Annotated in this window: 21 protein-coding genes; 7 read left to right on the top strand and 14 right to left on the bottom strand. The window is 74.0% G+C overall.

The annotated features are described in order from the left end of the window. Nucleotides 1-228: 228 nt before the first annotated feature. Nucleotides 229-423 carry a hypothetical protein gene (locus ACFFHU_RS06900; RefSeq protein WP_377336841.1) on the bottom strand — a complete coding sequence of 65 codons (195 nt, stop codon included), beginning with the start codon at nucleotides 421-423 and terminating at the stop codon, nucleotides 229-231. A 375-nt stretch (nucleotides 424-798) separates the two neighbouring features. Here ACFFHU_RS06900 and ACFFHU_RS06905 point away from each other — a divergent pair, with 375 nt between their 5' ends. After that, complete coding sequence (locus ACFFHU_RS06905; RefSeq protein WP_377336842.1) at nucleotides 799-2,007, top strand: CAP domain-containing protein; 1,209 nt, start codon at nucleotides 799-801, stop codon at nucleotides 2,005-2,007. 312 nt (nucleotides 2,008-2,319) lie between these two features. Next, nucleotides 2,320-3,483 carry an endo alpha-1,4 polygalactosaminidase gene (locus tag ACFFHU_RS06910; protein ID WP_377336843.1) on the top strand — a complete coding sequence of 388 codons (1,164 nt, stop codon included), beginning with the start codon at nucleotides 2,320-2,322 and terminating at the stop codon, nucleotides 3,481-3,483. A 404-nt stretch (nucleotides 3,484-3,887) separates the two neighbouring features. Here the strand turns inward: ACFFHU_RS06910 and ACFFHU_RS06915 are convergent, their stop codons facing one another. The 9 genes from ACFFHU_RS06915 to rsmD form a co-directional block, all read right to left on the bottom strand. Then, on the bottom strand, nucleotides 3,888-6,125 hold the full coding sequence (locus tag ACFFHU_RS06915) for an MMPL family transporter (RefSeq protein ID WP_377336844.1): 2,238 nt from the start codon (nucleotides 6,123-6,125) through the stop codon (nucleotides 3,888-3,890). Between the two features lie 119 nt (nucleotides 6,126-6,244). Continuing rightward, entirely contained in the window at nucleotides 6,245-7,102 is an 858-nt protein-coding gene (gene mutM / locus ACFFHU_RS06920; protein ID WP_377336845.1) for a bifunctional DNA-formamidopyrimidine glycosylase/DNA-(apurinic or apyrimidinic site) lyase, read from the bottom strand. Next, on the bottom strand, nucleotides 7,095-8,009 hold the full coding sequence (gene rnc, locus ACFFHU_RS06925) for a ribonuclease III (protein WP_377336846.1): 915 nt from the start codon (nucleotides 8,007-8,009) through the stop codon (nucleotides 7,095-7,097). Before rnc ends, mutM begins: the two co-directional genes overlap by 8 nt. Further along, entirely contained in the window at nucleotides 8,006-9,028 is a 1,023-nt protein-coding gene (locus ACFFHU_RS06930; RefSeq protein ID WP_377337268.1) for a phosphate acyltransferase PlsX, read from the bottom strand. The genes rnc and ACFFHU_RS06930 overlap by 4 nt, the downstream gene beginning before the upstream one ends. A 59-nt stretch (nucleotides 9,029-9,087) precedes the next feature. Beyond that, the gene (gene rpmF / locus ACFFHU_RS06935; protein WP_377336847.1) at nucleotides 9,088-9,261 is read right to left on the bottom strand and encodes a 50S ribosomal protein L32; all 174 of its coding nucleotides are present in this window, start codon (nucleotides 9,259-9,261) and stop codon (nucleotides 9,088-9,090) included. Between the two features lie 4 nt (nucleotides 9,262-9,265). Then, nucleotides 9,266-9,823 carry a YceD family protein gene (locus tag ACFFHU_RS06940; RefSeq protein WP_377336848.1) on the bottom strand — a complete coding sequence of 186 codons (558 nt, stop codon included), beginning with the start codon at nucleotides 9,821-9,823 and terminating at the stop codon, nucleotides 9,266-9,268. 80 nt (nucleotides 9,824-9,903) lie between these two features. Continuing rightward, nucleotides 9,904-10,401 (bottom strand): hypothetical protein, encoded by a 498-nt coding sequence (locus tag ACFFHU_RS06945; protein ID WP_377337269.1) that lies wholly within the window; start codon nucleotides 10,399-10,401, stop codon nucleotides 9,904-9,906. 222 nt (nucleotides 10,402-10,623) lie between these two features. Then, nucleotides 10,624-11,106 (bottom strand): pantetheine-phosphate adenylyltransferase, encoded by a 483-nt coding sequence (coaD, locus tag ACFFHU_RS06950; protein ID WP_377336849.1) that lies wholly within the window; start codon nucleotides 11,104-11,106, stop codon nucleotides 10,624-10,626. Next, nucleotides 11,103-11,666 (bottom strand): 16S rRNA (guanine(966)-N(2))-methyltransferase RsmD, encoded by a 564-nt coding sequence (rsmD, locus tag ACFFHU_RS06955; protein ID WP_377336850.1) that lies wholly within the window; start codon nucleotides 11,664-11,666, stop codon nucleotides 11,103-11,105. Before rsmD ends, coaD begins: the two co-directional genes overlap by 4 nt. 319 nt (nucleotides 11,667-11,985) lie before the next feature. Here rsmD and ACFFHU_RS06960 point away from each other — a divergent pair, with 319 nt between their 5' ends. After that, nucleotides 11,986-13,074 carry a cell wall anchor protein gene (locus ACFFHU_RS06960; RefSeq protein WP_377336851.1) on the top strand — a complete coding sequence of 363 codons (1,089 nt, stop codon included), beginning with the start codon at nucleotides 11,986-11,988 and terminating at the stop codon, nucleotides 13,072-13,074. A 496-nt stretch (nucleotides 13,075-13,570) separates the two neighbouring features. Beyond that, nucleotides 13,571-14,767, top strand: coding sequence for a hypothetical protein (locus ACFFHU_RS06965; protein ID WP_377336852.1), 1,197 nt, complete (start codon nucleotides 13,571-13,573; stop codon nucleotides 14,765-14,767). Nucleotides 14,768-15,086: 319 nt separating this feature from the next. Here ACFFHU_RS06965 and recG read toward each other — a convergent pair whose 3' ends face one another. Together recG and ACFFHU_RS06975 are read right to left on the bottom strand one after the other, a co-directional pair. Next, nucleotides 15,087-17,303, bottom strand: a complete 2,217-nt coding sequence (gene recG / locus ACFFHU_RS06970; protein ID WP_377336853.1) for an ATP-dependent DNA helicase RecG — start codon at nucleotides 17,301-17,303, stop codon at nucleotides 15,087-15,089. Between the two features lie 70 nt (nucleotides 17,304-17,373). Then, complete coding sequence (locus ACFFHU_RS06975; RefSeq protein WP_377336854.1) at nucleotides 17,374-19,209, bottom strand: fatty acid kinase ATP-binding subunit FakA; 1,836 nt, start codon at nucleotides 19,207-19,209, stop codon at nucleotides 17,374-17,376. 168 nt (nucleotides 19,210-19,377) lie between these two features. Between ACFFHU_RS06975 and rpmB the strand changes: the two genes are divergently transcribed. Next, a complete protein-coding gene (gene rpmB / locus ACFFHU_RS06980) occupies nucleotides 19,378-19,569 on the top strand; it encodes a 50S ribosomal protein L28 (protein ID WP_013284551.1) in 192 nt (63 codons plus the stop codon). A gap of 181 nt (nucleotides 19,570-19,750) precedes the next feature. Here the strand turns inward: rpmB and ACFFHU_RS06985 are convergent, their stop codons facing one another. Then, on the bottom strand, nucleotides 19,751-20,218 hold the full coding sequence (locus tag ACFFHU_RS06985) for a GNAT family N-acetyltransferase (protein WP_377336855.1): 468 nt from the start codon (nucleotides 20,216-20,218) through the stop codon (nucleotides 19,751-19,753). 34 nt (nucleotides 20,219-20,252) lie between these two features. Beyond that, entirely contained in the window at nucleotides 20,253-21,191 is a 939-nt protein-coding gene (locus tag ACFFHU_RS06990; protein WP_377336856.1) for a thiamine-phosphate kinase, read from the bottom strand. A gap of 307 nt (nucleotides 21,192-21,498) precedes the next feature. On the opposite strand from ACFFHU_RS06990, the gene ACFFHU_RS06995 reads away from it, so the two are divergent. Then, nucleotides 21,499-21,732 (top strand): Lrp/AsnC ligand binding domain-containing protein, encoded by a 234-nt coding sequence (locus ACFFHU_RS06995; protein ID WP_377336857.1) that lies wholly within the window; start codon nucleotides 21,499-21,501, stop codon nucleotides 21,730-21,732. After that, nucleotides 21,733-22,332: a DUF3515 family protein gene (locus ACFFHU_RS07000; protein WP_377336858.1), complete on the top strand. Its 600-nt coding sequence runs from the start codon at nucleotides 21,733-21,735 to the stop codon at nucleotides 22,330-22,332. It begins immediately after the preceding gene. Nucleotides 22,333-22,402 lie beyond the last annotated feature (70 nt).

Genomic DNA, 22,402 nt, shown 5'->3' on the forward strand with positions numbered 1-22,402 from the left:
GCGGATCCACCGGGCGGCAGCTCCGGCCCGCCGGCCTGGCGGGGCCCGCCGGCAGGCTCCCCGTCGCCGGCTTGGCGGGGACGACCGGGGGGCCGGCGACCGACCGCGGTAACCGGGCCAGCCGGCCCGTGGGGTGGGAAACCGGGCAAAGAAATGCGCGCCGCCACTGGGTGGTCGGCGCGCCTGCGATATTCAGTTGTCCGGTGTCAGGACTGCCTGGCGCGAAGCTCAGGTGTACGCCGGCTCGGTGAGCCGGAGCAGGTCACCCGCCTCGGCCTGCGCGGCAGCCAGCCGGTCGTTTTCGGCTCGCAGTCTGGTGACCTCGAACTCCAACGCCTGCACCCTGGCACGCAACCGGGTGACCTCGTCGAGCATGCGCCGGTCGGGCGCCGCACCAACGTGGCCATAAAGGGCCTTCGCCATCTCGTCTCCTTTTATGCGCTGCCGGAAGGCCGGCCAACGCGCGCCACATCGTTCGCGACGAACGCCCGCGGCTCACGCGGGCACGATTGGGCGCGACTGGCGACACCTCTATATTGATGCCGCGATCCCCGCTTCGTCAAGTTATGGGGCGCACGGATCACTCTCATGTCAACCGGTCCGGCCCAACCGGTCGCCGCAAGACTCGGACGAGATCTATGTCCGGACGACTTCCCAGTGTATTCCATCCGTCACCGATCGATGACGTCCCATCTTTACCGCCGCCTTATCTCTTCCTTAGCCAGATTGCTGGTCCGCTGGCCATGCCCGTAGCGTCCGCACCGGCCACAGCGCGACAGGCAACCGAAGGAGTGCAGCGTGGACGGGTGGAACGACCCGATCGACCCCGACCGGGCCCACCGGCGTCCGGCGGGCCAGCCGGACCAGCCGGGGGCGGAGCCGTGGTACGACGCGGTCCACCACTCGTACGACCCGAGCGGCCGGTACCCGTACCGGGAACCGGAGCAGCCGGGATACGACGCCGATCGGTCCTCCGAGCCGGCGGACGACCGGTGGCCCGGGACGTACCCGCAGGGGGACGACCCGTACGGCCGGTCGGACCGGCACGACCCGGACGCCACCGGGCGCACCGCGGTCTACCGAGCGCCCGGTGAGACGGCCGGGTACGCCGCGGCCGGCGGGTACGGCGGGTACGGCGACGGCCGGTACGCCGAGGGTGACCGGGCCGCCGAGACGGACCGGAACGCCGGCTGGGGCGCCCGGGCCGACGCCTGGCAGAGCCTGGCCACCGGGGGCGACCAGGCCGAGGAACCGGCAAAGCGCCGGCTGCCCCGGCCGGCCCTGCTGGCCGGCGCGGCCGCCACCGCCACCCTGGCCGTGATGGTGGGCGTCGGGGCGATGACCCTGCACTCCGGCTCCGATCAGCAGGACCGCACGGTCGCCACCGCGGACGGCGGCGCCGCGCCCGCCACCACGGCCGCCGATGACGGCACCAACCTGGCCGGCGACCCGACGGAGACGCCGGCCGGCGCCGAGCCGAGCAGCGCGGCTCCGTCGCCCCGCGCCAGCCGCGCCCAGGCGCCGGTCCAGCAGCGCAAGGCCGCGCCCAAGCCGCCGGCCAGCCGGGCCACCCGGTCGAGCGGGGGCTCCAACCTCAGCGCCGACAGTTCGGTCTCGGGCCCGGTCACCAGCCAGGAGCAGCAGGTGATCGACCTGGTCAACCAGGAGCGCGCCAAGGCCGGCTGCGGCAGCCTGGCCGCCAACTCGGCGCTGATGAAGGCCGCCCGGCTGCACAGCAAGGACCAGGCCGCGCACAACACGATGTCGCACGACGGCAGCGACGGGAGCCAGTTCTTCGAGCGGATCGCGCGGGCCGGCTACCCAGGGCGCAGCACGGCCGAGAACGTGGCCGTCGGCTACAAGTCGCCGGCCGAGGTGATGGACGGCTGGATGCACAGCGAGCACCACCGGGACAACATCCTGAACTGCTCGTACAAGGACATCGGCGTGGGCGTGGCCCGCGGCAGCAACGGCCAGCTCTACTGGACCCAGGACTTCGGCGGCTGAGCCGACCGACGGGCACCGGCCAATCCTCCCCCCGAGGCCGGTCCCGCAGACGCCGGGCCCGCCACCGCACCCCGCGGCGGCGGGCCCGGCGCCCTCCCCCCGCCCTCTCCCTCCCCGCAGCACCCGTCGATCTTGCACTTTCGGCCCTTCTTTTACGCCGTTTGAGGCTTTTGTCGAGGCCAAAAGTGCAAGATCGCGGGACGATCGGGGGCGGTGGGCGGCGTTCCGGGGCAGGGGCGGGGTCGTTGGTCAGGGGGACGGCGTCGGTGTCGGCCGGCCGCCGCGTCTTGTCCAGCGGCCCGGGGGGTGCCGATGGCACGCCGTACGCTCGCCTCGCTCGCCGTGGTCGCCCTGCTCCCACCGCTGACCGGCTGCGGAGGGCTGGCGGACCCGCCGCGCCCCCGCCCATGGCCCGCCGGCTCGGCACCGAGCTGGCAGTGGCAGTTGAGCGGTGAGCTGGACCCGGGCGTCGACGCTCAGGTGTTCGTGCTCGACCCGTTCACCACCACCCGGGAGCAGACCGGGCCGCTGGCGCCGCACCGGTTCCACGCGCCGTACCGTCGGTTGGTCTGCTACCTCGACGCCGGCCGGTACGGTCCGACCCGGCCCGACGCCGAGCGGTTCCCGCCGGAGCTGCTCGGCGCCCCCGTCTCGCCGGCCGACACCACCGGCGGTCGGGCCGGGACCGACGGACCGCCCAGCAGCGGCGGGCCGACCGGCGGCGACGGCGGCCCCGCGGGAGCGGACGGGCAGCCCGACGGCGTTGGTGCGACCGGGACCGACGGACAGCCCGGCGGCGGCGCGACCGGGGCCGATGGAGAACCCGACGGCGGCCCTACCGTGGCCGATGGAGCACCCAGCGGCGGCCCCACGGGGGCCGATGGACAACCCGGCGGCGGCCCGACCGGAGCGGACGGACAGCCCGGCGGCGACGGCGACCCGACGAGGAGCGGCGGCCCGACGAGGAGCGGCGGACGGCCCGGCGCCGGGCCGGCCACGGCGGAGACCGGCGGTGGCGGCCGCTGGCTCGACATCCGGCGTTGGGACCTGCTCCGGCCGATCCTGGCGGACCGGCTCCGGCTCTGCCTGAGCAAGCGGTTCGACGCGGTGGCGTTCGGCGGGGTGGACGGCTACCGCCGGTCAACCGGCTTCCCGGGCACGGCCGATGACCAGTTGCTCTTCAACCGCCGGCTGGCCGCGCTGGCCCATTCGCTGAGCATGTCCGCCGGGCTGGTCGACGACCTGCCCCAGGTCGCCGACCTGGCCGGCGACTTCGACTTCGCGATCAACTCTGAGTGCGTGCGGTACCGGGAGTGCGACCGGTTGCGGCCGTTCGCCGCGGCCGGCAAGCCGGTGCTGCACGTCGAGTTCGAGGACACCCGGGGCGACATCTGCCGGGACACCGCCCGGCTCGGATTCTCCTCCATCCGCAAGCACCGCACGCTGGACGCCTGGCGTCAGCCCTGCCCGACCTGACCCGTACCGGATCCGCCCCGGTCATCGGCGGTGTCGAGCCCGTGGCCGGCGAGCGCCCCGACCGGATCTTGGAATCCCGCTGCCCCGCGCGGGGCAGCGGGATTCCGAGATCTCGCGGCTGGTCGGCCAGATCCGGCGGCCCGCCGGTCAGCAGCGGTGCCCCGGCGGCCCGGCAGCGGAGACGGGCCGGACGCCCCCACGCCCGGCCCGTCCCGTGTCCGCCACCTCCCCGGCGGACGGCTCCCGCACCCCGGGCGCGACCCCCCGCACCCCCAGGGACGGCCCCCGCACCCCCGGAGGCGACCCCCGCACCCCCGGGGACGGCCCCGCACCCCCGGGGATGGCCCCGCACCCCCGCGGGGCGACTCCCGCTTCGCGGCCGCCGATCTCGGCGGCCGCCGGTCTCAGCCCGCCCCGACCAGCTCCGGCTCGGGCGCCGGCGGGCTGCTCGGCGGGTCGCCCGCGTCCACGGTGGCCGGTCGGCGTTCCCGGAGGAACCGCGGCGCCCACCAGTTCGCGCGGCCGAGCAGCGTCATCAGCGACGGCAGCACCACCGCTCGGATGATCGTGGCGTCCAGCAGGATCGCGGCCGCCAGGCCGATGCCGAGCTGCTTCATGTCGATCGTGCTGAGCGTCGCGAAGATCGAGAAGACCCCCACCATCACGATGGCCGCGCTGCTCACCACGCCCGCCGAGCTGGTGATGCCGTCCGCCACGGCCTCCCGGTTGGGTACGCCCCGGCGGACCGCCTCGCGGATCCGGCTCACCACGAAGACGTGGTAGTCCATCGACAGCCCGAACAGCACCACGAACAGGAACAGCGGCAGCCAGGTGACGATGGCGCCCATCGAGGTGAAGCCGAGCGGCCCCTCCGCCCAGCCGCCCTGGAAGACCAAGACCAGCAGCCCGTACGCGGCCCCCGCCGACAGCAGGTTGAGCACGATCGCGGTCAGCGCCACCACCACCGACCGGAACGTCCAGGTCATCACCAGGAACGTGAGGATCAGCACGAACGCCATCACCACCGGCAGCTTCGCCCGGATGTGCGCGGCGTAGTCCACGCTCACCGCGATGTCGCCGCCGACCGCGTACTCGGCGCCCGGCACCGCGCCGACCGTCCCCGGTACGAGCCGGTCCCGCAGCACGTCCAGGGACCGCTTGGCCTCCCCGGTGCGGCTGGAGTACGGCGTGGCCACGTGCAGCACCGAAACCGTGCGGTCGGCCGAGACGTCGATCTTCGGCCCGCCCTGCTCGGTCGGGGCGAACAGCGGATCCGCCGCCGCCCGCCCGGCCAGGTCGGTGAGCGCCGACCGGACCTGGCCGGCCTCGGCGGCCGGCGCCCGGACCGCCACCTCGTGGCTCGTGCCGTTGCTCGGGTACGCCGCGGTGAGCCGGTCGTACGCCTGCATCACCGGCGTGGTCCGCGGCACGTCCTCCGGGCCGGGGAACTTGAGCTTCATTCCGAGCGCGGGCGCGGCCAGCGCCAGCAGCAGGCCCACCGAGATCACCAGGGTGACCAGCGGAAAGCGCAGCGCCGGGCGGAGCACGGCGGGCCAGAAGCGCGGCGCGGCCGGCCGGCCCGCGGCATCCCGCCGCGTCGCGGTGAGCCGCCAGAGCAGTGGGATCCGGGGCCGGTCGACCCACCGGCCCAACTTGGCCAGCAGCGCCGGCAGCACGGTCAGCGAGCCGGTCACCGCGACGGCCACCACCAGGATCGAGCCCACGGCGAGCGAGGAGAAGACCACGTCGCCGGCGAGGAAGAGCCCGGCCATCGCGATGATCACCGCAAAGCCGGAGACCACCACGGCGTGCCCGGACGTTTCGGCCGCGATCTCCACGGCGTCCAGCCCTGCTCGCCCCTTGGCGCGTTCCTCGCGTTCCCGCCGCACGTAGAACAGCGAGTAGTCCACGCCGACGGCCATGCCGATCAGCAGGATCACGCTGGAGGTGACGTCGGTGGCCGGCACGAGGTGCGAGGCCAACGTCGACAGGCCCATGGCCGCGGCCACCGAGGAGAGCGCGAGCAGCACCGGAACGCCGGCCGCGATCAGCGCGCCGAACGCCACCAGCAGGATGGCCAGCGTCACCGGCAGGCTGAGCAGCTCGGCCCGCTGGAAGTCCTTGCCGAGGGTGTCGTCGAGCGCCTTGTTGATCGACGCCCCGCCGACCTCCTCCACCCGTACCCCTGGGTGGGCGGCCTGGACGGCGGCCGTGGCGTCCAGCAGCGGCTGGACCCGGTCCTTCGCGTGCTCCGATTGACCGGCCATGGTGACCGGGACCAACAACGCGGAGCCGTCCCGGGCCGGCACCGGGGCGGCCACCGAGGCGACGCCCTGGGCGGCCTTCAGCCGGTCGACGGCGTCCGCGGCCGCGGCCAGGGCGGCCCCCCGGTCCAGCGGGCCGCTCCGGGACGTGATGAGCACGTTCTCCACGGCCGGGTCGGCGAACCTGCCGTCCGAGACGATGAGCCCGGCCCGGCCGGCCTCGCCGATCGCCTGGTCCCGGTCGGTGGCCTCGGTCAGGCCGGCGGCGGAGCCGCCCACGAAGCAGACCGCCACGAACACGATCCAGAGGGCTACCGCCCGCCATGGATGCTCGGCGCTCCACCGCGCCAACCGCACGGTCAGTGGTCTCCTGCCCATTCCGGGCCCCCCGTCTCTCAGCCTTCGTACAGAAAGAGGCTAGGAAACCGGGTGGTGGCCGGGCATCGGGGAACGTCCCGCGCTTCTCCCGGAGGCGGCGGACCCCGATCGACCCAGGGTCAACCCCGAGCCGGGATCCGGGGCCGCGGTTGGCAGCGCGGGCAGCTGAACGACGAGCGGTTCATGAACGCCTCCCGCCGGATCGGCGTGCCGCAACGGTGGCAGGGCAGACCCTCCCGGCCGTACGCGGAAAGCGACCGGTCGAAGTAGCCGCTCTCGCCGTTCACGTTGACGTACAGCGCGTCGAAGCTGGTGCCGCCCTGCTTGGTGGCGGCGGCCAGCACGTCCCGGACGTGCCCGAGCAGCCGCAGCGCCGCCGGCCGGGTCAGCGCGTCGGTGGGCCGCGCGCCGTGCAGCCGGGCCCGCCAGAGCGCCTCGTCGGCGTAGATGTTGCCCACCCCGGAGATGAGCGTCTGGTCCAGCAGCGCCCGCTTGACCTCGGTACGCCGCCGGCGCAGCGCGGCCACGAAGTCCGCGTCGGAGAACTCCGGATCCATCGGGTCCCGGGCGATGTGTGCGATCTCGGCGGGCAGCTCGGCGCCGCCCTCGGACACGGTGAGGCCGCCGAACGTGCGCTGGTCGACGAAGCGCAGCTCGGGCCCGCCGTCCGCGAAGACGAACCGGACCCGCAGGTGCGGCTCGTCCGGCGTGCCGGGCGGCTGCATCAGCAGCTGGCCGGACATGCCGAGATGACCGAGTACGGCGTCGCCGCTGTCCAGCGGCAGCCACAGGTATTTGCCGCGCCGGCGGACGTCCAGCACGGTGCGCCCGGCCAGCATGGCCGCGAAGTGGCTGGCGCCCGGCGCGTGCCGGCGGATGGCCCGGGGATGGCGTACCTCGACGGTCTCGATCCGCCGGCCGGTCACCCAGGTGCGCAGGCCCTGCCGGACGGTCTCGACCTCCGGCAGCTCAGGCACCGGGCGCCTCGAACCCGCCCGGTGGCGCGGGCGCGGTGGCGCCGCCGACCGGCGCCGCCGGGGCGACCGGCGCGGTGACCTCGCCGCCGCCGGGCGGCGTGCTGGAGCCGGCGCCGCCGCCGGGCGGCGTGCTGGAGCCGGCGCCGCCCTCGGGCGGCGTGGTCGGCTCGGTGGCCGGGGTGACGGTGGGCTCCGCCACCTGCTCGGAGAGCGTCCGCCAGGCCGCCTCGGCCGCCCGCTGCTCGGCCTCCTTCTTGCTCCGCCCCTCGGCGCCGCCGTACCGGTTGCCGGCCACCACCACCCAGGCCGTGAAGGTCTTCGCGTGATCCGGCCCGGTGTCGTCGATGCGGTATTCCGGTACGCCGAGCCCCAGCGCCGCGGTCAGCTCCTGCAGGCTGGTCTTCCAGTCCAGCGCCGCGCCCCGGCCGGCCGACTCGGCCATCAGCGGGTCGAACAGCCGGTGAATCACCTTGGCCGTCCGCTCCAGACCGTACTGCAGGTAGATCGCCCCGAGCAGCGCCTCCAGGGTGTCGGCCAGGATGCTGGCCTTGTCCCGGCCGCCGGTGGCCTCCTCACCCTTGCCGAGCAGGAGGTAGGAACCGAGGCCGGTCGGGCCGAGCCGGCGGGCCACGTCGGCCAGCGCCCGCATGTTGACCACGCTGGCCCGCAGCTTGGCGAGCTGACCCTCGGGCAGGTCGGGATGGTTGTGGAACAGCGCCGTAGTGATCACGACGCCGAGCACCGAGTCGCCGAGGAACTCCAGCCGCTCGTTGGTGGGCAGCCCGCCGTTCTCGTAGGCGTACGAGCGGTGCGTGAGCGCCCGTTCCAGCAGCTCGGGATCGAGGGTGACCCCGAAGGCCGCCTCGAGATGGCCGACCGGCGCCCGGCGGCGCTTGTTCTGCGTCATGCGGATACCTCGGTGTCGGTGGGAATGTCCCGGATGGGATCGGGGAAGAGCGCGCGCACCCGCCGCACGGCCGAACGCCGGCACAGCAGGGCCGCGAGCGCGATGCCGGAGGCCACGTCGGCGCCCTCGGCGCCACCGTGGCAGACGACCACCGTGCCGCCGACGCCGAGCAGCGCTGCGGCCCGCGGCGCGGCGCCACGCTGCGGCGGCTCACCGGCCAGCGCGTACGCGCCCTCGATGCCCTTGAGCAGTACGTTGCCGGTGAAGCCGTCGGTCACCACGACGTCGGCGCGGGCCCCGGCCGTGGCCTCGAAGCCCTCCACCAGCCCGACGTACCGGGCGTCCACGGCGAGGGACCCGGCGACCAGCGCGGCGTCCACGGCCCGGCGGGTCCGGTCCCCCTTGCCGGTCTCGGTGCCCACCGACAGCAGGCCGATCCGCGGCTGGCGCACGTCGTGCGCCACGCTCGCGTATGCCGCGCCGAGCACGGCGTGCTGCAGCAGCGTCGTCGGCCGCGCCTCCAGGGAGCCGCCCACGTCGAGCAGCACCACCGGGCCGGCCAGCGCGGGCAGCGTGGCGGCGAGGGCAGGCCGGCGTACCCCCGGCCAGCGGCCGAAGCCGAGCACGGCCGCGGTCACGGTGGCCCCGGTGGAGCCGGCGGAGACCACGGCGTCGGCGGCCCCGGCCACCACCGCGCGCACGGCGGCGCCGACCGTCGTGTCGGCCCTGGTGGCCCGCGTCGGGTGATCGGCCATGGCCACCACTTCGCGGACCGGCCGGACCGTCGCCCGGGTCCGGTCCACGGCCGGCAGGGCGCCAACGATCAGGTCGGCCACCTCGGGTGGGCCGACCAGCAGCAGACCGAGGGCGGGATCGGCAGCCAGCGCGCGCAGAGCGCCGTCAACCACGACGGCGGGAGCCCGGTCCCCGCCGAGGAGGTCGACGGCGATCCGCACCGGGCCCGGCTCCGCCGGCGAACCGACCGCGTCCTCGCGGCCGGCGCCGACGGGTTCCGGGATCCCGGGGAATCGCCGGGAGACGCGCGCCCGACCCAGGGTCGGATGCGTCGCGTCCAGCGTCAGACCTCGACGACCTGACGGCCCTTGTAGGTGCCGCAGACGCCGCAGGCGGCGTGCGGCAGCTTCGGGCTCTTGCACTGCGGGCACGCGACGGTGGCGACCGCCGTGGCCTTCCAGTTGGCCCGGCGGGACCGGGTGTTGCTGCGCGACATCCGGCGCTTGGGGACGGCCATGGTCCTACTCCTCTTTCAGGTTCGACAGGCCCGCCCAGCGCGGGTCGAGCTGTTCGTGGCGGTGGTCGGCCGGCAGGTCGTCCCAGTGCACCCCGCATTCGGGGCACAGACCGGGGCAGTCCTCGCGGCACAGCGGGTTGGCCGGCAGCGCGAGCACCAGGGCGTCCCGCACCTCCGGCTCGAGGTCGATCAGGTCGCCCTGCATCCGACCCACCTCGTCCTCCTCGGTCGTGACGTCCGTGGTGCTGTTCTCGTACGCGTAGAGCTGTTGGACGGTCACGGTGACCGAGTCGTTGATCTCGCGCAGGCACCGGCCGCACTCGCCGGCCACCGGGCCGCTGACGGTCCCGGAGACGAGCACCCCCTCGGACACCGACTCGAGCCGCAGATCGAGGCTCAGGTCCGCGCCCTGAGGCACGCTGATCAACTCCAGGCCGAGGTCCGCCGGTGCCGGAACGACCCGCTTATGGGTACGCAACGCACCAGGCCGACGCGGCAGCTCCCTCGTGTCGAGGACCAGCGGCGACCTGGGGTCGAGTTGATTAGGCAGATTCTTGGGCATAATTAAACTCCGGCCTGGTAGGAGGCCGACGAAACAGGTTACCCGAGGTCGCGCCCCGGCGTCGAACCGGGGCGTTCCGCTCAGAACGGCAGCGGGCGTTCGGCCTCGTCGCCGCCGAAGGTGCCGATCTCGCGGAGGGCGTGCATCTTGTCCCGGCCCCGCTCGATCGAGGCCAACGCGCGGGTGAGGAACTGCTCGAAGTTGGCCAGCGCCGTGTCGACGTAGTCGTCGACCTCGTCGCGCAGCCGCTGCGCCTCGGCCCGCGCCTCCGCGATGATCCGGGCGCCCTCGTGCTCGGCCGAGACGGTGATCTCGTTCCGGGACACCAGGCGGGCGTGTTCCGCCTCACCCTCGCTGATGATGCGCTCGGCCTCGCGCTTGCCCGCGTCCATGATCTTGTCCCGCTCCTCGAGCAGCGCGGCGGCCCGGCGAAGATCGGCCGGCAGTTCGGCACGCAGCTCGTCCAGGGCGCCGATCATCTCGCCCCGGTCCACCACGCAGTTGTTGCGGGACATCGGGACGGACCGAGCCGCCTCCACCATGGCGATAAGCTCGTCGATGCGGTCGAGCGGGTCCACCGGTACCTCACTCCTGTCGTTCGTCACCCGAGCGCCGTACGGCTCCCCGGCCATCGGCCGACCCCCATGATGCGACGCGGGGTCGAGATGTCGCTGCACCCATCATGCGGTCCACCGGACCATCATGCGGTGCCGGCCCGGTCGCCGCGTTGATCGACCACCCCCGGCGCGTCGCCGGTGCGGCGTCTATCCGACGGTCTGGCGCGGGCCGGGCCGGACGGCTCAGTGCGGCGGCGGCAGCCGGCGGCGCAGCGCCTCGTTGACCACGTCCGGCACGTGCGCCGAGACGTCCCCACCCCACTTGGCGACCTCCTTGACCAGACTCGAGGAGACGAAGGAGTAGAGCGGGTTGGTGGGCATGAAGAGCGTCTCGACCTCGGCGAGCCCGATGTTCATCTGCGCCATCTTGAGCTCGTAGTCGAAGTCGCTCACCGCCCGCAGCCCGCGGACCAGCACCCCGGCGTCGTGCGCCCGGCAGAAGTCGACCACCAGGCCGCGGAAGGAGTGGATGTGTACGTTGCCGAAGCCCTTGGTGACCTCGGTCAGCAGCTCTATCCGCTCGTCGACCGAGAACAGGCTGCGCTTCGACTCGTTGATGAACACCCCGATGATGACCTCGTCGAACAGCCGGCTCGCCCGGCCGAAGATGTCCAGGTGACCGTTGGTGACCGGGTCGAAGGAGCCGGAGCACACCGCACGCCTCATGATCGGCGACCGTACCAAAGGGTGGTCTCGCCGTACCGGCGGCTGCGCTCGGCGGTGATGCCGTTCACCCAGCTCACCGGCGCGGACCTGGTGGACCGTTCCACCGCCACGAGGCCGTCCGGGGCCAGCCAGCCGCCGGTCACCAGGGCCGAGAGCACCGCCGCGAGCTCGTCGTCGGGCAGCGCGTACGGCGGGTCGGCGAAGACCACGTCGTACGGGTCGCCCTCCGGGCCGGCCGCCAGGGTGGCCGACACCGGAGCTGCCACCAGCCGGACCGCCGGGGCGGCCCGCAACGTGGCGACGTTCTCCCGGATGGTCCGCGCGGCCCGGGCGTCCGACTCCACCAGCAGGACGTGCCCGGCCCCCCGCGAGTACGCCTCCAGGCCGACCGCGCCGGACCCGGCGTACAGGTCGGCGAAGCGGGCGCCGGCCAGCCCGACGGCGGCGTCCAGCGCGCTGAAGAGCGCCTCCCGGACCCGGTCCGAGGTCGGCCGGGTGCGGTCGCCGGGCGGTGCGGCCAACCGCCGCCCGCCCAGGGTGCCGGCCACGATCCGGGTCATCGGTTAACTCCTCCTAAACGCCCGAGCCACGGTACTGGCGTGACTGATGTGACGAAAGTTCGTCTTTGATGACTCTGAGACAGGCCGGCCGGACGCACCGTATATCCAAGATCTCAACTGGGTAACATCATCCTTAGTGACCCCTGAAGACCGCCTCAGGGCAACGGTAACCGCTAAGGTCTGGCGCTGTGCCGGCTGCGGGTTGCCGGCTTACGGCGTTGGGGAGGCGCCGTTGCAGGTCCCGCCGACACCGGCGGTGACCTCCTACGCCGCCCCTTGCGTCGTGCCCTGACGCTTCTTCACCCCTCAGGAGTTCCGCGTGATCCGTCCCAAGCTGTCGCTCCGGCGGCCGCTCGCCGCCGTGGGGGCCGTCGTCGCCGGCCTCGCGGCCGCGATCGCGGTAGCCGCCCCGGCGAGCGCCCACCACAGCGTTGCAACCCCAACGGCTGAATGCCAGAGTGACGGAACCTACAAGGTCACCTGGAAGGTCCAGGATTTTCCGGCGGGTAACTCGACCTCGTACTGGTTCCTCGTCGCCCAGGGCTCTCCGGCCCCCGTGACCGGTCTGGTGACCGACCCGACCAAGGGCTACGCGGTGAGCGAGACCGCGACAGGCACCCAGACCGTGCCGGGCGACGCCAAGGATGCCTCGATCACCATTCAGGTTGCTTGGGACGACCAGGGCCACACGTGGTCCGAGGCGGAACCGAAGACCTACCACGCTCCGCTTGGCGGCGACTGCCAGGCTCAGAAGCCGGAGCCGTCGGCCACCTTCAAGTCGGACTGCACCGGCAAGGTCATGGTGCACCTGACCAACTCGGAAAAGGCCAAGACCGAGGCCGAGCTGACCGTCAAGGCCACGAAGTTCGAGAAGTCCTACACGCTCAAGCCGGGCGAGAGCCAGGACGTCGAGGTGCCGGCCGGCGCCGGCAAGATCACCGTGACCGAGAAGCACGGCGAGGACGCGGTGGCCACGTACACGTGGACCAAGCCGGAAGGCTGCGGCGAGCCGAGCGGCGCCTACCAGTCGACCTGCGACAAGCTGATCTTCGAGGTCACCAACCCGAAGGACGGCACGACCATCGAGGTCACGTTCACCCCGAACAAGGGTGAGGTCAAGAAGCTGACCGTCGCTCCGGGCGAGACGAAGACGGTCGAGTTCGACGCCTTCGAGGGCCTGACGGTCAAGCCGTCGGCCGAGGGCATGGACGACACCGAGCCGATCGCGTGGGAGAAGCCGAAGGACTGCGACAAGCCGGCCCCGTCCCCGAGCGGCACCGGTGGCCCGGCCCTGCCGGTGACCGGCGCTGCCGCCGGTGGCATCGCGGGCGGCGCGGCCGTCCTGCTCGCCCTGGGTGGCGTGCTGTTCTTCGTGGCCCGTCGCCGGCGGATCCGCTTCACCGCCTGAGTCACGAGCCACCTCGGCGGTGAACCGCTGAGCTGAGCGCCGAAGGGCGCGTCGACCCACCGGTCGGCGCGCCCTTCGCCATCCCACCGCCAACCGCCCAACCGCCCAACCGCCCGTCGCCCGTCGCCCGTCGCCCGTCGCCCGTCGAGATCAACTCAACATCGGCGCACTTGGGGGTCCACGCACTGCCAACCCCCCAGGTGCGCCGATCTTGTGTTGACCTTGCGGGTGTGGTGCGAGAACCTGCCGGCCGCGTGCCGATCCGGCGGAGCGAGGCCAACGGCTGGCGTGACGGCTGTTACTGGTGGGACAGAAACGAACTCTGCGTCCAACCCGAGCCCGCCAAACATGACCGTACGTCGATAGAAAATCTCGGCTCGATAACAACAGCCTTAGTGGCTTCTGAAGATCCCGTAAAGCCGCTGACGACCGCTAGGGTCTGGCGCTGTGCCGGCCGCGGGTTGCCGGCCTCTCGTCTTTACCTCCAGGAGCACACGTGATCCGTCCCACGCTGTCGCTGCGACGACCGCTCGCCCTGGCGTCGGCCGTCCTGGTCGGCCTCGGCGCCCTGCTGGCGACCGCGTCGCCCGCGCTCGCCGGAAACTCGTCGCCGTCGCCCACGGCCGCCGGCGCGGACACCGCCTGCGTCAAGGCCGCCGACGCCCGGTACGAGCACACCTTCGACGGGCCGGCGGGCAAGGCCACCATCAAGCTGACCAACGGGCCGTTGTGCGCGGGTGAGACCCAGTACTTCGCGCTGGTGTCGTACGTGGCGCCGTCGGCGAAGTTCAGCACCCCGCAGTACCTGTTCGACAAGTCGATCAAGCGCTTCACCGCCCCCGAGAACGGCGAGCTCGCGGTCGGCGAGCTGTCCTTCGAGGTGCAGGTGCCGAGCTGCTTCACCCAGGTCGACTTCGTCTCCGGCCAGGACCTCATCGACCCGATCACCGACACCGGCGCCCGGTACGGCGACCGCAAGGTGGCCGCGTACAACGGCGGGGCGGGCACCTGCGTCGCCAAGCCGGAGGTGGAGCTCCTGCCCGACTGCCAGGGCAACGTGCAGCTCAAGCTGATCAACCGCCAGGGCAACGCGGCCGCCACCTTCATGGTGACCGGCAGCGAGGGCTACACCGAGACCGTCGAGGTCCCGATGCGCACGGTGAAGACCCTGAACATCGACGCCGCGCACGCCAAGGACATCGTGGCCACGGTCGACCAGAAGGAGGTCTTCCGCGGCGGTTGGACGAAGCCCGACGACTGCCAGGTGCCCGAGGTCGGTGAGCCCGAAACCGGCTACCAGAGCACCTGCACCGAGCTGCTCTTCAAGATCGTCAACCCGGAGAACGGCACGGCCGTCACCGCCACCTTCACGCCGAGCACCGGGGCCGCCAAGACCGTCACGGTGAAGCCGGGTGAGAACACCGTGGTGACGTTCCCGGCCAGCCCCGGCCTCACCGTGAAGGTGACCGGCGACCTGGCCTCGGACGGCTCGATCGCCTGGGAGAAGCCCGCCGACTGCGCCACGCCGGCGCCGGGCGGCGGGGCCGGCGGTCCGGGCGGCGCCGGTGGTCCGGCGCTGCCGGTGACCGGCGCTGCCGCCGGTGGCATCGCGGCCGGCGCGGCCGTTCTGCTCGCCCTGGGTGGCGTGCTGTTCTTCCTGGCCCGTCGCCGACGGATCCGCTTCACCGCCTGAGCCACGAGCCGACTCGGCAGTGAAGCGCCGAGCTGAACACGGAGGGCGCGTCGACCACCACGGTCCTCCATCCTTGTCCGGCCAACCCCACAGGGGGCCCGACGGGATGCCGCCGGCCACCCAACGGGATGCCGCCACAACATCGGCGATCTCGGGGGATCGCGGTGGCGCGGACACCCCTACTTCGCCGATAACGAGTCGATCAAGGGCGAATGGCGCGCGCGGCGGGCCGGGCAGGCGGTAGTGGCACGGCGGGACCGAGCCGGCAAGGCCGGGCCGGCACGGCGGGACCGGGCCAGCCGGGGGAAGTCCGGCGGCGTCAGCCCTTTTCCAGGTATTCGGCGCGCTCCTCGTCGACCAGCGCGGCCACCGAGCCGGCCAGCGCGGGATGCCGGGCCAGCTCCGGATCGTCCTCCAGCAGCGTGATGGCCTCGGCCCGGGCGTCCCGGATCAGCTCGGTGTCCCGCAGCAGCGACAGCAGCCGCAGGTGTGACCGCCGGCCCGACTGGGCGGCGCCGAGCACGTCGCCCTCGCGGCGCTGTTCCAGGTCCAGCTCGGCCAGCCGGAAGCCGTCGGTGGTCGAGGCCACCGCGTCCAGCCGCTCGCGGGCCGGCGTGCCCTCGGCGGCCTCGGTCACCAGCAGGCACAGCCCGGGCGCCGACCCCCGGCCCACCCGGCCGCGCAGCTGGTGCAGCTGGGAGACGCCGAACCGGTCGGCGTCCAGCACGATCATCACGGTGGCGTTGGGCACGTCCACCCCCACCTCGACCACCGTGGTGGCCACCAGCACGTCCAGGTTGCCGGCCGCGAAGGACCGCATCACGCCGTCCTTCTCGTCGGCCGGCAGCCGGCCGTGCAGCACGCCGATCCGCAGCCCGTGCAGCGGGCCCTCGGCCAGCAGCGGGGCCACCTCGGCCACCGCCATGGGTGGCCGGCGGGCCGGCTCGTCGTCCGGCGGCGGCTCGTCGTCCTCAGCAGCGCCGGGCTCGCCGATCCGCGGGCACACCACGTACGCCTGGTGCCCGGCGGCCACCTCCTCGCGCACCCGGCGCCAGGCCCGGTCCAGGAACGCCGGCTTCTCGGCGGCCGGCACCACGTGCGAGGCGATCGGCGAGCGGCCACGGGGCAGCTGGGTGAGCGTCGAGATCTCCAGGTCGCCGTACACGGTCATGGCCACCGTGCGCGGGATCGGCGTGGCGGTCATCACCAGCACGTGCGGTGGTTGCTCGGCCTTGGCCCGCAGCGCGTCCCGCTGCTCGACGCCGAACCGGTGCTGCTCGTCGACCACCACCAGGCCCAGGTCGGCGAAGTCCACCCCCTCGTACAGCAGGGCGTGCGTGCCGATGACGATGCCGGCGCCCCCGGACGCCACCTCGGCGAGCGCCCGCCGCCGGGCCGCGGCCCCCAGCGAGCCCGTCACCAGCGTCACCCGGGTGCCCGCCGCGTCGCCGTCCAGCTCGCCGGCCCGGCCCAGCGGCCCGAGCAGGTCGGTGATGCCTCGGTGGTGCTGCGCCGCCAGCACTTCGGTGGGCGCCAGCAGCGCGGCCTGACCGCCCGCGTCCACCACCTGGAGCATGGCGCGCAGCGCGCAGACGGTCTTGCCGGAGCCGACCTCACCCTGCAGCAGCCGGTGCATGGGATGCGCAATGGCCAGGTCGGCGGCCACCTCCTCCCCCACGTCCCGCTGGCCGGCCGTCAGCTCGTACGGCAGCAGTCCGTCGAACGCGGCGAGCAGGCCGTCGTCGCGGCGCGGCCGGGGCCGGGCGGGCCAGGAGGCCGCGCGGTGCTTGCGCTGCACCAGGGTCAGCTGCACGGCGAACGCCTCGTCCCACTTGAGCCGCCGGCGGGCCCGGTAGAGGTCCTCCTTGGTGGTCGGGCGGTGGATCTCGCGCAGCGCCGTGCCGAGGTCGATGAGGTTGCGGGTGGCGCGGACGGTGGCCGGCAGCGGGTCGGCCGGCGGCGCGAGGGTGTCCAGCACCACCCGCACGCACCGGGCGATCACCCAGGTCGGCACGGCCGCGGCGGCTGGATAGACCGGAATGAGCGCGCCGGCGAACTCCTCGATCTCCTCGGTGGCCGCCGTCTCACCGTCGGCCGCGCCGGCGCCGAGCAGGACGTATTCCGGGCCGTTGAGCTGGCGCTTGCCGCGGAACTCGGTCACCTTGCCGGCGAACAGGCCCCACCGGCCCGGCTTGAGGTCGCGCTCCCGCCAGGCCTGGTTGCCGAAGAAGGTCAGCGTCAGCGTCCCGCCCGAGCCGTCCTCGACGATCACCTCGAGCAGGTTGCCGCGGCGCTGCCGCATCGGGCGTACGGTGGTGCGCCGCACCTGGCCCAGCACGGTGACCTGCTCGCCCACCTCCAGCGACCGGATGTCGGTGTGCTCGCCGCGCTCGTCGTACCGGCGCGGGAAGTGGTAGACCAGGTCGCCGGCGGTCTCCAGGCCGAGGTGGCCGGCCAGGGCCTTGGCGGTCTTGTCGCCGACGAGCTTCTTCAGCGGCGTGTCCAGCGTGGTGGTCGCCGTACCGGTAGCGCTCACGTTCCCCTCCCCGTGGCCCGCGCCGGCCCGTTCCGGCGACCCATGTGACGCCGGCTCATCCCACGCCGGCTCATTCGATGCCGACCAGCAGCGGGTAGTTGGGCTGGCCGCCGTCGTACACCTGGACCTCCACGAACGGCCAACGGCCGGCCAGGTAGGCCCGAAGCTCCTGGTCCAACCCGTCCGGCGCGCCGGCGCCGAACAGCAGGGTCACCAGCTCGCCGCCGCCGCCGAGCATCCGGTCCAGCAGCGCCCGGCAGGTCTGCGTCAGGTCGGCGCCGATGAGGTTGACCTCGCCCTCCACCAGCCCCAGCACGTCGCCGGGGCGGCACCGGCCGGCCACCGTGAGCGCCTCCCGGGAGGCGTGGCAGACCTCGCCGTACCGGCAGGCTCCGGCCGACTCGGCCATCGCGATGACGTCGTCGTCGAAGCGCCGCGCCGGATCGCGAACGGCCAGCGCCGCCAGCGCCTGCACCGGCGAGCGGGTGGGCACCACGCTGACCCGTACGCCGTGCTTGTGCGCCTCCACGGCGGCGGCGTCGGCCACCGAGCGGGCGTTCGGGTCGTTCGGCAGGACCACCACCCGGGGCGCCCCGGTGGACTCGATCGCGGCCAGCAGCTCACCGATCGACGGGTTGCCGCCCACCACCGTTGCGCCCTCGGCCGCGAACAGCCGGGCCAGGCCGTCGCCGGCGGCCACCACCACCGCGGCGCGGTCCCGCCCGGCCGGCAGCTCCGCGCCGGCGAGCCGGGGCGGGCCGTCGCGGTCCGCGCCGGTCAGCCTGGTCACCGAGATCCGGTACGGGCGACCCGCGGCCATTCCCGCCTCGATGGCCGCCCCGATGTCGTCGACGTGCACATGCACGTTCCAGGTGGGATCCCCGTCGGCGCCACCGTCACCGGCCACCGTGAGCGAGTCGCCCAGCTCGCCGAGCACCGCGCGGAGCCGGTCCACCGCGGCCGGGGCGGCCCGGAGGAGATACTGCACCTCGTACTCGTACCCGGATGGGCCCTCCGGCGTGCCCGGACTCGCGGCCTGACCCCGGCCGGCGGACCCGCCGGGCCACGCGGACCCGCCGGCCCGGCCGTCCACGGGGCCGCCGTCCACGGGTCCGCCGGCTCGGCGGTCCACGGACCCGCCGGGCCACGCCGACCCGCCGGGCCGCTCGGGCAGGGACCCTGCGGACCGCCCAGCCGCCGACCCACTCGACCGCCGGGCCACCGACCCGGACCGCGCGGCAGACCCGCCCGGCCGCTCGCCCGCGCTTGCCGGCTCCCGGTTCCCCGTCACGGTCTCGGCGAGGGCGTCCAGCAGCAGGCACAGCCCCCGGCCGCCGGCATCGACCACCCCGGCCCGGGCCAGCGCCGGCAACTGCTCGGGGGTGCGCGCGAGCGCCTCGGCCGCGGCCGCCGCGGCGGCCCGGGCCACCGCCCGCAGATCGTCGCTGTCCGCCCGGTTGGCCGCCGCGGCGGCCGCGGCGGCCACGGTCAGCAGCGTCCCCTCGACCGGCTCGGCGACCGCCGCGTAGGCGGCCGACGTCGCCGCCCGCAACGCGGCCGCAAGGGCCCGCCCGCGCGCCGGGGTGGTCTCGCCGAGCTCCTCGGCGAATGCCCGGAGAATCTGCGAGACGAGCACCCCGGAGTTGCCCCGGGCGCCCAGCAGCGCCCCCCGGGCCATCAGCCGGAGCGCCTGCCCGTGCGACAACCGCCCCCCATCCCGACCGTCGAACTCCGCGATGAGCGCCTGGTGCGCCGAGGTGAGGGTGAGCACGAGATTGGTCCCGGTGTCGCCGTCGGGCACCGGGTAGACGTTAAGCTCGTCGATCTCGCTCTGGTGCCGGCGCAGCGCGGTGAGCCCGCCCGAGCACCACCGGCGTACGGCGGCGGCGTCGAGGGTCTCCAGCACGCGAAAAGCCTACTGGCGACCGCCGACAGCCGCCGCGCGCCGGGCCGGCGGCGGCGCCGGGGCGGAGGCGATTGGCCGGCACGGGTGGGCATCGGGTAACCTGGCCAGGTTGCCCGGGCAGCGCCTGCTGGCGACCTCACGTACGAAATCAGACTTCAGGAGTATCCCGTGGCTAGCGTGTGCGACGTCTGTGGCAAGGGACCGGGCTTCGGCCACAACGTGTCCCACTCGCACCGGCGGACCAACCGCCGCTGGAACCCGAACATCCAGTCGGTGCGGACCCCGGCCGGTGGTGGCACCACCAAGAAGCTTCAGGTGTGCACCTCCTGCATCAAGGCCGGCAAGGTCACCCGCGCCTGACGCCACCGGCGTCACCAGAGCACCGAGCAGCCGCCGGGTCGTCACGACCCGGCGGCTCTTCGCGTCCCCTCCCCCGCTCCCTCTCGGGCGATCTTGCACTTTTGGCCCGGGCATTTGCCACCGAAGATGGCAAATGGGGGGCCGAAACTGCAAGATCGCCGAGGGGGATCGGGGCCAGGGATCAGAGGGGGCGGCCGAAGGAGAGGCAGCCGTGGTAGTCGCGGTAGTAGCCGAAGTTCTCAATCTGCTCATAGCCGCTGGACTCGTACAGCTTGATCGCCTCGGGCTGCTTCTCGCCGCACTCCAGGATGATCCGCTTGCGCCCGCTCTCCCGGGCCGAGCCCTCCACGGCCGCCAACAGTGCCCGGGCCACCCCGCGGCCGCGGGCCGCCCCGACCGTGAACATCCGCTTCAGCTCCGCCTCCTCGCCGGCATCGCCGTGGCTGCGCCAGCCGGCGCAGCCGACCGGCTCGCCGCCGAGGTACGCCACCAGGAAGGCCCCGGTGGGCGGGGTGAAGTCGGCCGCGTCCACCGGGGTGTCGTCGCCATTGCCGCCGTACCGCTGGCCCAGGTCGGCCAGGGCCGCCGTGGTGAGCGCGGTGGCCACCGGGTCGTCGTACCGGACGCTTCTGATCTCGATCCCGCTCACTCCCAAAGCCTACGACCGGCGCGAACGGCGGCGATCAGCGGAAGTGGTCCCAGCCGGGCGGCCCGGCGTACGGCTGCCCGTCCACCGTCACCCCGCTGCCCACACCGACCCGGCCGACCGGCCGCCAGCCGTCGGGCAGCGCGACCCGCGCCGGGAAGGTGGCCGCGAGCGCGTGGTCCTCGCCGCCGGTGAGCATCCAGTCGTACGGGTCGACCCCGAGGGCCTGTGCGGCGTCACTCATCTGCCGGGGCGCCTCGAACGCGTCCCGCCGCAGGTCGATGGCCACGCCGCTGGCCTCGGCCACGTGGCCGAGGTCGGCCAGCAGGCCGTCCGACACGTCGATCATCGCGGTGGCGCCGGCCCGGGCGGCCGCCGGCCCGGCGAGGTAGGGCACCTCCGGCCGCCGGTACGCCCCGACCAGCACCTTCGGGGTGCGGAACCCGCGGGACAGCACGGTCAGGCCGGCGGCCGCGTGCCCGGTCCGTCCCGCCAGCGCCACCACGTCCCCGTGCCGGGCGCCGGACCGGAGCACGGGCGACCCGCCCGCCAGGTCACCCAGCGCGGTCACCGCCACCGTGATCGTGGGACTCGCCGACATGTCCCCGCCGACCACCCCCGCGCCCACCTTGGCGGCCTCCGCGGACAGCCCCTCGGCCAGGCCCTCGGCCCACTCCACCGGCAGGTTCGGCGGCACGCAGAGCGCCACCAGCAGGGCGGTGGGCAGCGCGCCCATGGCCGCGATGTCGGCCAGGTTCGCCGCGGCGGCCCGGTGCCCCACATCGGTGGCGCTGGACCAGTCCCGCCGGAAGTGCCGGCCGTCCACCAGCACGTCGGTGCAGGCCACCACCCGGGCGTCCGGGGCCGCCACCACGGCCGCGTCGTCGCCCGGCCCGAGCAGGCTGGCCCGGCCGGGGTCGAGCCGCGCCGTCACCCGGGCGATCAGCCCGAACTCGCCGATGTCCGCCACGCTCACCGGGACACCTCTGTTCGCGACTGCGGGGCTGGCAAAACCGGCCAGCTCCTCGCGCTCACCCCGGACACCTCTGTTCGCGACTGCGGGGCTGGCAAAACCGGCCAGCTCCTCGCGCTCACCCCGGACACCTCTGTTCGCGACTGCGGGGCTGGCAAAACCGGCCAGCTCCTCGCGCTCACGGCCTGTCCTCCTGCGCTGCCACCCTGCTCCGCACGGTTCCCTCCGAAGCCCACCGGTCACTCTCCGCGCCGGTCAGTACGGTATTTTCTCTCCTCGAGCCGCTCGGCGGCGGGACGGGAGTCGGATCATGGTCCAGGCGTACATCCTCATCCAGACCGAGGTCGGACGGGCGCGTGACGTGGCCGGAGAGATCGGCGGAATCCCCGGGGTCGTCCGGGTGGACGCCGTCACCGGCCCGTACGACGTGGTGGTGCTCACCGAGGCGCACACCGTGGACGAGCTCGGCAAGATGATCGTCAGCAAGGTGCAGCTGGTGCCCGGCATCACCCGGACGCTCACCTGTTCCGTGGTGCGGCTGTAGGTGAGCGCGGAACCACCGGCCGGGAAGCGGCCGGACCGTACCACCCGGGTGGCCGCGCTGTGGGCCACGGCCGTGGCCGTACCCATCGCGCTGCTGGCCGGGATCGCGGCCGTCGCGCTCTGGCCGGACGACGCCCCCCGGCCCGCGGCCTCGGCCTCGGCGGCCCCCCGGCCGCGGCCGCAGTCCACCGCGGTGGTCCCGGTGAATGCGCCGGCGCTGGGCGGGCGGGCCGCCACCCTCTGCCGGGCGCTGACCGCGAAGCTGCCGCCGAAGCTGAACGACCTGGCCCGGCGGCCGGTCACGGCCGGCGCCGAGCAGAACGCCGCGTACGGCGACCCGGCGCTGATCCTCCGCTGCGGGGTGCCGGCGCCGGAGGTGCCGTCGACCGACGACGTCTGGAAGATCAACGGCGTCTGCTGGCACCCCGTGCAGCGTGCCGACGCCACCGAGCTGACCACGGTCGACCGGGAGGTGCCGATCCAGGTCACCGTGCCGCAGGCGTACCCGCAGGCGCTGCAGATGGTGGCGCCGGTCTCCACCCCCGCGGCCGCGGCCGTCCCGGAGCGCGCCGGGAAGCTGCCCTTCGGCTGCACCGGCTGACCGGGCCGGCGGGCGCTCGGCGGGCCGGCGGGACCGGCCCCCGAGCCGGGCCGTAGCGGCGCCCGTCGCG

The sequence above is a fragment of the Plantactinospora siamensis genome, assembly GCF_042434095.1.
In the GTDB taxonomy this organism is placed as follows: Bacteria; Actinomycetota; Actinomycetes; order Mycobacteriales; family Micromonosporaceae; genus KBS50.